Source organism: Dactylosporangium sp. NPDC050588 (genome assembly GCF_040654975.1).
In the GTDB taxonomy this organism is placed as follows: Bacteria; Actinomycetota; Actinomycetes; order Mycobacteriales; family Micromonosporaceae; genus Dactylosporangium; species Dactylosporangium maewongense.
In genome coordinates, this window is the sequence record NZ_JBFAJA010000044.1 from 94942 (window position 1) to 106509 (window position 11568).

The following is an 11568-nucleotide window of genomic DNA, read 5'->3' on the forward strand; positions in this document are numbered from 1 at the left end:
TGTCTTCGGTGCCGTGAAGTCAGGCTACTGGGTCGATACCAGTGAAATCGACCCTATCCGATCGCCGTCGCCGCCGCGCGCCCCGCGTGGCCTGCGGCGCCCGTCTGCCCGACCGCGTGGTGGACGGGCTCGCCGGGGTCTTCGGCGTGGTCGCCGACGGGGACGACTGAGCCTTCGACGTGCTGCTCGGCGAGGGTGTCCTCGTCGAGCCCGACGTCGGCGCCGGGCTCGCCGGCACGACGAACTTGCGGGCCACCTCCGGGTCGAGCACCGGGCCGCGCGGGATCAGCGACAGCAGGCTCGACGGCACCCCGACCGGCGTGACGCCCTCGTAGCCGAGTGCCTTCATCGCCTGCACGTCGCCGCTGTTCTGCAGCGGGTACCGGATGCCCTGGTCCGTGATGAGGTACACGGTGCCGGTCGCCGTCCCGTCCGCCCCGGGCAGCGCCTGCGCGAGCGTGCCGCGGCCCTCGGGCAGCGTGACCTGGTCGGCGATCGTGCCGGTGCGCTGCTTGGACAGGTCGGGGTCCAGGGCCAGCTGCTCGGAGCCGGGCCCGAACAGCGACAGCCCGAGGGTCTGCCGCCCGCTGCCCACTGCCGCGCCGAACTGCGCGCACACCGTGGTCTCCGACGTGTCGTCCTTGATCGTCGGCTTGGCCTGCGGGAAGCCCTCCGGCTCCACCGGCGAGCCGAGCGCCTGCGCCGCCTGCGCGGCGGTGATGTCCGTGGCGGGCTTGCCGCTGGCCAGCAGCAGCGCCGCGGACACCTCGCCGATCGTCGCCAGCCCGGTCTTGGTCAGGACGTAGTACTGCTGGCCCTGCTTGTAGACGGTGCCGACGTCGGCGGCCGAGCCGGCGACCTTCTTCGCGCTCGGCTGGCCGTTGCCGGGCAGCTTCAACGGCGCCAGGTCGGGGCCGGACGTGATCGCGTCCAGCAGCGCCCGGTCGATCTGCATCGGCCGCACCGACGCGAGCTCCAGCGCGGTCAGCGTCGTGCGCTCGGCGATGCGCAGCCGGTGGTCGTGCCACAGCAGGTACAGCGGCAGATCCCCGCTCGCGGACGTCGTCACCAGCAGCGCCTCGTCGCCGAGGGGGACGCCGCCGGACGGCGTGCGGCCGATCACGAGCTGGGTCCCGGCGGTGCCGGCGACGGAGACCTTGACGCCGCACACGTTCCACGGCAGGCCGACGAGCGCGTTCTTCGGCGGCGGCGGGTCGGGGGCGTCGCGGATGCCCACCGGCGGGCCGACGGGCAGGCTCACCAGCGACTTGTGCGACATGGTCCGCACCTTGGGGCTGGGGTTGCCGACGATCAGCCGGGCCGACGTGAAGTTGAGCACGGGGTGCAGGCGGCCCTCGATGAAGACGTACCGGGCGCCGCTCTCCCGCTCGATGACGATGTCGTTCTCCTCCGGCTTGCCGCCGGACGGGTTGATGAAGCCGTAGACGCCGACGACGGCGAGCACGATCATGCCGACGAGCAGGCTGCCGAACAGTGACATCCCGAGCCGCCGCACCGGCAGTTCGTTGCTCTCGGGCTCGCCGGACAGCATCGCCGAGACGATCCGGCGCGTGACGAACCGGTACGCCCGCACCTGTTCGTATCGCGCGACCATGCCTGGCGCCTCCCGCCTTGCCGCCGTGCCCCGTGCGCGGCCGCGCACCAGCGGCGCCCGGCTGCCCCATCACCGAGTGGCGATCGTAGCCGGTCCTGCTCCGCGCCGTTGACCGCGCCGGTGCCGCACGCCGGCGACCTGACCAAGGACCGCCCGGCCCGACCTGACCGAGGACCCCGCCCCGGCGCGGCCTGACCAAGGACCGTGAACCGCCCGGCGCGGCCTGATCGAGGACCATGGACCCCCCGGCGCGGCCTGACCGAGGACCATGGACCGCCCGGCGCGGCCTGACCAAAGACCGTGGACCGCGCGGCTCGCGCCGTGCGGGCGCCAGGCGGGCGAGCTGACCGCGGACCGCGCGGCGAGGGCTCCGCCCGTACACTGTGGGCGCCTCGGCTCGGACCGGATCCTCGGCGGGCGCGTCGCAGCGGAGGGAGCACGGGAACAGGTGACATCGGCAACGGCTCAGGGCAGGCCACCCGCGGGCGGCCCCGGCCCGGCCCCCCAGCCCATCCCCGGCGGCCGTCCACCGGAGCGCAACGCCCCGGCGCAGCGGCTGCGTCCGGCCTCCGGCAGGCCCGGCGAGTTCGGCACCGTCCAGCTCGTCGCGATCGAGGTCTCGGCCGTCGCGGTCGGCGCGGCCGTGTTCGCCGGCAACCCCGTCGCGATCGGTGTGGGCGCCGCCGTCGCCGTCGGTGCGCTCGCGGTCGGGCTGAGCCGGTCCGGCGGGCGCTGGGTGTATCAGAGCCTCGGCCTGCGCGCGGCCGTGCGCCGCCGCCGCAAGGCCGGTGCCGCGGCCCTGCCCGCCCCCGCGTTCGAGGTGTACGGCTACGACGACCGCGGCACCGAGCTCGGCATCGGGCAGGACCGCGACGGCTGGTTCATCGCCGTCGCCGTCGGCGGCGCCGACGAGATCCTCGGCCGGCGGCGCCCGGCGCTGCGCCTCGACCGCCTGCTGCGGCTGCTCGACGAGGGCACCGCCCGCCCGTCCGCGCTGCAGCTGGCGAGCCTGCGCACGCTCGCGCCGGCCACCGGCCCCGCGCCCAACAGCGCCGCCGCCAACTCCTACCGCGAGCTGCTCGCGCTCACCACCGGCCGGCAGACCGGCCCCGCCGCGCACCTGACGTGGGTCGCGGCGCGGCTCGACGCGGCCGACGCGATCGAGGCGGCCGCCGACCGGGGCGGCGGCGTCGACGGCGTCCACCGGGCGCTCGCCGCGATGGCCGGCCGGCTCGGCAAGGCGCTCAACACCGCCGGCGTCCCGTTCCAGGTCCTCGACGCCGCCGCCCTCACCGCGGCCGTGCACGCCTCCTGCGGCCTCGACGGGCTGCCCGACGGCGCCCCCGTCACCGCCCGCGAGCGCTGGCAGGGCTGGCACGCCGCGGGCCGGGAGCACATCGCGTTCGAGGTCGAGCAGTGGCCGGCGCCGTTCGACCCGGCCGCGGTACAGGCGCTGATGAACGTCCCGGCCGAGCACCTCGTCGTGTCCGTCGTCGCCGCCCGCCGCGGCGCCGCCGTCGGGCTGCGGACCGTGGTGCGGGTCATGGCCGCCCCGGACCGGCTCGCCGCGGCGGTCGGCACCGTCCGCGAGTACACCAAGACCCTCGGTATCAAGCTTCGCCCGATGCACGGCCAGCACCAGCCGGCCGTCTACGCGTCGGCACCGACCGGCGGAGGCACCCCGTGAGGCGGCGACCCGGCAGCGGAGGGCTGGAGCTCACCGGCGACCAGAGCGTCGTCGGCGGCGTCTCCCTCGCCACCGACCCGGGCGGCATCGTCCTCGGCTTCGACCAGCACCAGAACCCGGTGACGCTGCAGCTCTTCCGGGCCGAGCCGACCCGGGTGCTGCTCATCGACCGCGGCTGGGTCGAGCGGCTGCTGATGCTGCGGGCGCTCGCCATCGGCGCGCGGGTCGTGGTCCACACGCCGGACGAGCCGCTGTGGGCCGGCTTCGGCGAGTCCGTCACCGGACGCACCGACCTGTTCCACGCCGCGCCGCCGTACCAGAAGGTCGAGCTGCCCGGGACCGTCGCCGCGCCGGTCCTCTTCGTCGCCGAACGGCACCCGCTGAGCGTGCCGGACCTCGGCCCGTGGCAGGCGCTGCTGACCGTCGCCGGCTGGTTCGGCGAGTACGTGGCGCAGTCCCTGTTCGAGGCCGACGTGGTGATCCTGCGCCGGCTCACGGAGCGGCAGCTGGCGGCCGCGGCGACCCTGATGCGCCTCGACGCGATGCAGGCCGCGACGCTGCAGGCCACCCCGCCGGACGGCCTCGTCGTCTACGAGGCCGGCTCGTGGCAGTACCTGCGGCTCGCGACCACGCAGATCGAGCAGCAGCTCTTCGGGGCGCCGCAGTGAGGGCGCGGGTGTTCGCGGCCCTGGCCGTGGTCGCCGCGGGTGTCGCTCCGGTACTGGTGCCGCCCACACCGGCGAACGCCGAGACGATGCGCGACCGGGAGTGGTACCTGAAGACCCTCGACGTCGCCGCCGCGCACCAGGTCACGGCGGGCGACGGGGTCGTCGTCGCGGTCCTGGACACCGGCGTCGGCAGCCATCCCGACCTCGACGGGCAGGTGCTGGACGGCACGTCGTTCATCGGTGAGGCGGGCTCCTTCCGCACCGACAACGACGGCCACGGCTCGGGCATGGCCGGCGTCATCGCGGCCAAGGGCGGCAGCGCCGACCACCTGCTTGGCATCGCGCCGAAGTCGAAGATCCTGCCGGTCCGCGTCGCGTCGCGGTCCTCCGCGATGGGCCCGACGAACATCCCCGAAGGCATCCGCTGGGCGGTCGACCACGGCGCGAAGGTGATCAATCTCTCAACCGGCGGCACCGTCATCGACCGCACCGCCGAGGACGCCGTCCGCTACGCCCTCGGCCACGACGTCGTCGTGGTCGCCGCCACCGGCAACGTCGCGGAGTTCCCGTCCGGCAGCGGCGTGATCGCCCCCGCCCGCTTCCCGGGTGTCGTGGCCGTCTCCGCCGTCGACCAGAGCGGCAACGCCTGGTCCGGCGCCATCCGCGGCCCCGAGGTCGTCCTGACCGCCCCGGGGGTGGCGATCCCGCTGGTCTCCGCGTCCGGCGGCGGCCGCGTCGTCGGCTACTACCCGGCCGCCGACGGCACCAGCGCCGCCACCGCGATCGTCTCGGGCGCCGCCGCGCTGATCCGCGCCAAGTACCCGCAGCTGCCGGCGAAGGACGTGATCCAGCGCCTGATCGCCACCGCCGACGACGCGGGCCCACCCGGGCGCGACCCCGACTACGGGTACGGCCGCCTCAACCTGGTGAAGGCCCTCACCGCCGACGTCCCGGCCGTCCCGGCGAACCCCCTGGCCGCGCAGTCCGCCGCCGGCGACGCAGGCGAGGAGACGGGCAGCGGTCCCAGCCCGCTCCTGCTGGCCGGCGGCGCGGGCGTCCTCGTCCTGCTCGTGGCCGGCATCGGCGGCTGGCTCCTCCTGCGCCGCAGGGCCTGACACAGCACCCGACGCCGATGTACTGACGAGCGGCGCCGCCGGGCCGTGCGGTGCGGCGGCGGTCAGCCCTCGCGGATGGTGCGGATCCAGCCGTACAGGCCGCTGACCCAGAAGGCGAGCGGGATGATGCCCAGGATCAGGATCGTCTCGAAGATGTCCAGGGTGCGGCCCCACATCGGGGACCGGCGCTTCTCGGCGCCGGCCACCGCGTAGGCGATGACCGCCGCCGCCACCGCGAGCGTCGCCGTCACCCCCACGGCGAGGCGGAGCACCTGGTCGGCGGCGGCGTAGGCGCCGACGGCGACGACCGCGAGGGCGACCAGGCCGGAGACGAGCAGCGGGATGCGCTGGCGGCGGCTGATGAACCAGCGGGCCCGGGCGACCATGACCAGGCCGAACACGGCGGCCAGGGACGCGCCCGGCACGCCGCCGTCCCAGGCGAGGGTCAGCGACGCCAGGCCGCCGATGACGGCGAGGGCGCCGAGCATCCCGGCGAGGATCTCGTCGGCGCGCTCGCTGAGGGCGAGGACCTGCCGGCTGGAGACCATCTCGGTGTCGGTGCGGATGTCCGCGGCGTCGGTCGGCACGGACGGGATGGGCAGGCCGGCCAGGCGGTAGGAGAGCATCGGCATCAGCGGCAGCGTCGAGAAGGTCAGGGCGGCGACGACGGCGGCCGCCGCGGCCGGGGACGCGTCCCAGATCATGCAGACGAGGGCGGCGGCGCACAGGGCGACGGCCGCCATGCTGGTGCCGAGGAAGACGGCGACGGCGGAGGCCACGCCGACGGTGGCGACGGCGGAGGCGAGCAGGATCGCGGTGCCCGCGACGAGGACGTTGGCGGCGCTGAGGTCGGTGAGGCTGTGGTCGCCGGCGAGCAGGAGCAGGCCGCCGACGCCGGCGTACGCGAGCGCGACGATCCCGAAGACGACGCCGGTCCGGCTGTTGCGCAGGGCCCGGGACAGCACCGCGGCGGCGGCCAGGAGCAGGGCCGCGACGCCGACGCCGACGATGCCGGCGGGCAGCTGCGGCGGGCCGGAGAACAGGACCATGACGGCGCCGACGACGAGGGTGGCGACGCCGACGGTGAGGCCGAAGCGGCGGGTCGAGGCGGGCCGCCAGCGCCCGGCGCGGTCCTGCGTGGAGGTCGCGACGGCGTCGACGACGTCGTCGAAGATGGGTTCGGTGAACTCGTCGCCGCGGGGTCGCAGGTACAGCATCTCGCCGTCCTCGACGTCCAGCTGGATCGGCGTGCGGTCGATGGGCATCGGCGCGCCGCCGAGCCGCGACAGCACCCAGCCGTCCCGTCCGGCGGGGTCGTCGGCGAGGCCGTCACCGGCGTACCGCAGCACGGTCGGCAGCAGATCGGCGAGCGGCACGTCCGAGGGCAGCGCGAGGTCGACCCGGGTCTTCGGTGCGACGATCGTCACCCGGCTCATCCCGCCGCCGGTCGTAGTGGCCACGTCACAGATCCCTTCGATCGGAGCCGCCCCGACGCCCGCAATGCAACTGCGGGTCATCGCGTCCTGGGCAGACTACATACGATGGCCGCATCACGCGGTGCCCCGCCCTGCCCCTCCGGGTGCGATCACGGCGCCGCGCCGTACAGGAGGAGACACGTGAGCACCGTCGTCTTCCGCAGGCCACCCCGCCGTCCAGGGCCTCAGCTGCCCCGCGGCGAGCTGCTGCTGGAGTCGCCGCCGGAGCTTCCGGAGCGGCTGCCGAAGGGCTTCGGGCAACTGCTGATGATCCTGCCGATGGTCTGCGGCGTGGGCGCGATGGCCTTCCTGTACACCGGCGGCGGACGCGGCTCGGGACCCATGATGTGGATCGTCGGCGGGCTCTTCGGCGTGTCGATGATCGGCATGGCGATCGGGTCGATGAACTCCGGCGGCGGCGACTCGAAGGCCGAGCTCGACGCGGAGCGCCGCGACTACATGCGCTACCTCGCCCAGGTGCGGCGGCAGGCCCGGCGGGCCGCGGCACAGCAGCGGGCGGCGCTGCTGTGGCAGCACCCTGCGCCGGACGTGCTGTGGTCGGTGGCGGCGTCGAAGCGCCGGTGGGAGCGGCGCGCGACCGACGACGACTTCGGGCAGGTGCGGATCGCGCTCGGCGCGCAGCGGCTCGCGGTCTCGATCATCCCGCCGGAGACGAAGCCGGTCGAGGACCTCGAGCCGATGACGGCGATCGCGCTGCGGCGGTTCATCCGCGCCCGGCAGACGGTGCCGGACCTGCCGATCGCGGTGTCGGCGCGCTCGTTCAGCCGGGTCGTGCCCCGCGGTGACCGGCAGGTCGTGACGGATCTGGTCCGGTCGATGCTGTGCCAGCTCGCGACGCTGCACTCGCCCGACGACGTGAAGATCGCGGTCGTCGCTGCGCCGGAGCGGCGCGGGGAGTGGGAGTGGGTCAAGTGGCTGCCGCACGCCCAGCACGACCGGCAGACCGACGCGGCCGGCGCGGTGCGGCTCATGTTCGACTCGATGACGGACCTCGAGGAGGTGCTCGAGGACGAGCTGCACAGCCGGTCGAGGTTCGCGCCCGAGCTGCGCCCGCTGACCACCGCGCCGCACCTGGTCGTGGTCGTCGACGGCGGCGAGGTCGCACCCACCTGCCAGCTGCTCGGCATCGGCCTGCAGGGCACCACGGTCGTCGACCTGTCCGGCACGGTGCCGCGTGACTCGGGCCGCTGGCTGCTGTCACTGCAGGTGACCGCCGAGCAGATCGCCGCCGACCAGGGCAAGAAGGTCACGCCGCTGGGCCGGCCGGACCGGCTCAGCGTGATCGCCGCCGAGGGCCTCGCCCGGCAGCTGGCACCGTTCCGGCTGTCGCAGCAGACGACGTCGGAGGAGCCGCTGGCGCGCAGCATCGAGCTGCCGGACCTGCTCGGCATCGGCGACGCCGCCGCCGTCGACCCGCTGCTCACCTGGCGCCCCCGGCCCAACCGGGAGAAGCTGCGGGTGCCGATCGGCGTCGGCCCCGACGGGCAGCCCGTCGACCTGGACTTCAAGGAGTCCGCGCAGGACGGCATGGGCCCGCACGGGCTGATCATCGGCGCGACCGGCTCCGGCAAGAGCGAGCTGCTGCGCACCATCGTCGTGTCCCTGGCGATCACGCACTCGTCGGAGGAGCTCAACTTCGTCCTCGTCGACTTCAAGGGTGGCGCGACGTTCGCGTCGCTGGACGTGCTGCCGCACACCAGCGCCGTCATCACGAACCTGTCCGACGAGCTGCCGCTGGTCGACCGCATGCAGGCCGCGCTCAACGGCGAGATGGTCCGCCGGCAGGAGCTGCTGCGCGCCGCCGGCAACTACGTGTCACGGTTCGAGTACGAGAAGGCGCGCCTCGCCGGTGAGCAGCTGGCGCCGCTGCCGAGCCTGCTCATCATCTGTGACGAGTTCAGCGAGCTGCTGGCGGCGAAGTCGGAGTTCATCGACCTGTTCGTGATGATCGGCCGCCTCGGCCGGTCCCTCGGCGTGCACCTGCTGCTGGCCAGCCAGCGTCTCGAGGAGGGCCGCCTGCGCGGCCTGGACACCCACCTCTCCTACCGCGTCGGCCTGCGCACGTTCTCGGCCGTGGAGAGCCGCGTCGTCCTCGGCGTCCCCGACGCGTACGAGCTGCCGAGCGCCCCCGGCCACGGCTACCTGAAGACCGACACGACGACGATGACGCGCTTCCGGGCCGCGTACGTGTCCGGCACCTACCGCCAGGCGGGCCTGGTGCCCAGGTCGCAGGCGACGGTGCGGATGCAGATCGTGCCGTACGGCACCCAGCACATCCCCGTGCCGGTGCTGCCCGCGGACGAGCCGGAGGAGGAGCCGGAGGCCGAGTCCGGCCGCGGCGAGAGCATGCTCGACGTCATCGTCGGCAAGCTGCGCGGCCGCGGCGCCCCCGCGCACCAGGTGTGGCTGCCGCCGCTCGGCGAGCCGGCGACCCTCGGCGAGCTGCTCGGCGCGCTGACCGTCGACGAGCGCCGCGGCCTCGTCGCGACCGGCTGGCCCGGCGCCGGCCGGCTGTCCGCCCCGGTCGGCCTGGTCGACCGGCCGTTCGAGCAGCGCCGGGACCCGCTCGTCGTGGAGCTGGACGGCGCCGCCGGCAACGTCGTGTTCGTCGGCGGCCCGCAGTCGGGCAAGAGCACCGCGCTGCGCACGCTGATCAGCTCGCTCGCGCTCACCCACAGCCCGTGGCAGGTCCAGTTCTTCTGCCTCGACTTCGGCGGCGGCGCCCTGCGGTCCCTGGCCGGCCTGCCGCACGTCAGCGGCGTCGCCGGCCGGCGGGAAGGCGAGGCGGTGCGGCGCACCGTCGCCGAGGTGACCGCGCTGCTCGACGAGCGGGAGGCCCGCTTCACCGAGCTCGCCGTCGACTCGATCGCCTCATACCGGCGGGCCCGCAACGCCGGCGAGGTCACCGACGACCCGTTCGGCGACGTGTTCCTGGTCGTCGACGGGTGGAGCGCGATCCGCGAGCACTACGAGGAGCTCGAGGCCCGCATCACCTCGGTCGCGGCCCGCGGCCTCGGCTTCGGCATCCACGTTGTCCTCGCCGCGAACCGCTGGGGCGAGGTCCGCACCAACCTCCGCGACCTGCTCGGCACCCGCATCGAGCTGCGGCTCGGTGACCCGACCGAGTCCGAGATCGACCGGCGCTCCGCGGTCAACGTGCCGGAGCGCACCCCCGGCCGCGGCCTCACCCACGACAAGCTACACTTCCTCGCCGCGCTGCCCCGCATCGAGGGCGGCGAGGGCGTCGACGACCTGGCCGCGGGCGCCGCGGAGCTGGTCCGGCGGGTCCGTGAGAGCTGGCCGTTCCAGCCCGCGCCGCCGGTGCGGCTGCTGCCCAAGATGCTGCCGCGGGTGGAGCTCGCGAAGCTGGTCGAGCAGCGGCCCGCGGTGCCCGGCGTGGCGATCGGTATCAACGAGACGCATCTCGCGCCGGTGCATCTGGACTTCGCCGCCGAGCCGCACCTGCTGATCCTCGGCGACGCCGAGTCCGGCAAGACCTCGCTGCTGCGGCTCATCGCCCGCAGCATCATCGAGACGAAGACACCGCACGAGGCGCGGCTGTTCGTCGCCGACTTCCGCCGCGGCCTGCTCGGCGTCGTCGACCGCGAGTACCTGCTGGACTACGCGCCGTCGCACTCGGCGCTCAACGAGATGATGCCCAACATCCGGGGCGCCATCAACGACCGCCTCCCGGGGCCGGACGTCACCGCCGAGCAGCTGCGCAACCGCAGCTGGTGGCGGGGGCCCGACCTGTACGTCCTGGTCGACGACTACGACCTGGTGGCGCTGCCCGGCAACAACCCGCTCACCCAGCTCATGGAGCTGCTGCCGCAGGCGCGGGACGTGGGCCTGCACGTGATCCTCACCAGGCGGGTCGGCGGTGCGTCACGCGCCCTGTACGAGCCGGTCATCCAGCGCCTGCGCGAGCTGGACGCGCCCGGTTTCCTGATGTCCGGCAGCCGCGAGGAAGGGCCGCTGTTCGGTGACCTGCGGCCCAGCCCGCAGCCGCCGGGGCGCGGTACCCTCGTGCGCAGAAGCGACGGCAGGCAGCTCGTCCAGACCGCCTGGGTCGATCCTGTGCCATGATGTTGGCGGTTCAGGGCTGCGCAATCTTGCGGGTCTCCGATACCGTCGCAGGGGAAACACCATCGTCGATGACCGCGGTGCCACCGTACGGGGGCTTTCCAAGTGCCTTGTCCCGCGGGACGGACTGAGAAGGGGTGAATTGGCGTGACGCAGCCGACGAGAGTCGATGCAGCGACCATGCACGCTGCCGCGAAGGACGTTCGTGCCACGCACGACACCGTCAACGGCAAGCTGAACGACCTGCGGGGCGCGATCGATGATCTCGTCGCCGCGTGGAAGGGTGAGGCCTCGTCCGGCTTCGCGCAGGTGATGACCCGCTGGGACCAGGACTCGGTGAAGCTGCTCACCGCCCTCAGCGACATCGCCGACCTCCTCGACAAGGGTGCCAACACGCACCAGGCCAACGAGGAGCAGCAGGCGGCGATGATGAACAAGTACGGCAACTCACTCAACTACTGACGGCCTGAGAGGCAGGGACTAGGGATGTCGTACTTCCAGACGAACTACGCCCAGATGGAGACTGCTTCGCAGACCATCCAGGGCATCTCCAAGACGATCGACACCGAGCTGGACACGCTGCGCCAGCGGCTGCAGAACATGACCTGGGACGGTAAGGACCGCGAGGCCTACAACGCCCACCAGGCGAAGTGGGACTCGGCCGTCCAGGACATGAACAACCTGCTCAACGAGATCGGTGGCGCCGTGGGGATCGCCCGCGCCAACTACATCACGACCGAGATGAACAACGCTCAGGTCTGGTAATTGTAGCCACGACCGCTGCATCTGGTCGGATCGGCGTGGCACCGCGGCCGATCCAATGGATCCCCGAGGAGCTCCAGTGGGGCAACTACGGCCGGATCTGGCAGGAGATCCCGCTCGGCACGTACCTGGGCAACTCGCT

At 73.7% G+C, this 11568-nt stretch carries 8 protein-coding genes; 6 read left to right on the forward strand and 2 right to left on the reverse strand.

What is annotated here, in order from left to right:
- Positions 1-19 precede the first annotated feature (19 nt).
- Positions 20-1615, reverse strand: a complete 1596-nt coding sequence (gene eccB / locus AB0I21_RS28900) for a type VII secretion protein EccB (RefSeq protein ID WP_360565825.1) — start codon at positions 1613-1615, stop codon at positions 20-22.
- 448 nt (positions 1616-2063) lie between these two features.
- On the opposite strand from eccB, the gene AB0I21_RS28905 reads away from it, so the two are divergent.
- The 3 genes from AB0I21_RS28905 to AB0I21_RS28915 are packed head-to-tail and all read left to right on the forward strand — an operon-like array spanning position 2064 to position 5085.
- Entirely contained in the window at positions 2064-3302 is a 1239-nt protein-coding gene (locus AB0I21_RS28905; protein WP_360565827.1) for a type VII secretion protein EccE, read from the forward strand.
- The gene (locus tag AB0I21_RS28910) at positions 3299-3970 is read left to right on the forward strand and encodes a hypothetical protein (protein ID WP_344504178.1); all 672 of its coding nucleotides are present in this window, start codon (positions 3299-3301) and stop codon (positions 3968-3970) included. Before AB0I21_RS28905 ends, AB0I21_RS28910 begins: the two co-directional genes overlap by 4 nt.
- The gene (locus AB0I21_RS28915; protein ID WP_360565829.1) at positions 3967-5085 is read left to right on the forward strand and encodes a S8 family serine peptidase; all 1119 of its coding nucleotides are present in this window, start codon (positions 3967-3969) and stop codon (positions 5083-5085) included. Before AB0I21_RS28910 ends, AB0I21_RS28915 begins: the two co-directional genes overlap by 4 nt.
- Positions 5086-5147: 62 nt before the next feature.
- Here AB0I21_RS28915 and eccD read toward each other — a convergent pair whose 3' ends face one another.
- Positions 5148-6545 (reverse strand): type VII secretion integral membrane protein EccD, encoded by a 1398-nt coding sequence (gene eccD / locus AB0I21_RS28920; RefSeq protein ID WP_360565831.1) that lies wholly within the window; start codon positions 6543-6545, stop codon positions 5148-5150.
- A gap of 156 nt (positions 6546-6701) precedes the next feature.
- On the opposite strand from eccD, the gene eccCa reads away from it, so the two are divergent.
- The 3 genes from eccCa to AB0I21_RS28935 all read left to right on the forward strand — a co-directional run bounded on the left by eccCa (position 6702) and on the right by AB0I21_RS28935 (position 11429).
- Positions 6702-10667 (forward strand): type VII secretion protein EccCa, encoded by a 3966-nt coding sequence (gene eccCa, locus AB0I21_RS28925; protein WP_360565833.1) that lies wholly within the window; start codon positions 6702-6704, stop codon positions 10665-10667.
- Positions 10668-10811: 144 nt separating this feature from the next.
- Positions 10812-11126 (forward strand): WXG100 family type VII secretion target, encoded by a 315-nt coding sequence (locus tag AB0I21_RS28930; RefSeq protein WP_344504182.1) that lies wholly within the window; start codon positions 10812-10814, stop codon positions 11124-11126.
- A 24-nt stretch (positions 11127-11150) separates the two neighbouring features.
- Positions 11151-11429 (forward strand): WXG100 family type VII secretion target, encoded by a 279-nt coding sequence (locus tag AB0I21_RS28935; RefSeq protein WP_344504183.1) that lies wholly within the window; start codon positions 11151-11153, stop codon positions 11427-11429.
- Positions 11430-11568: the final 139 nt, after the last annotated feature.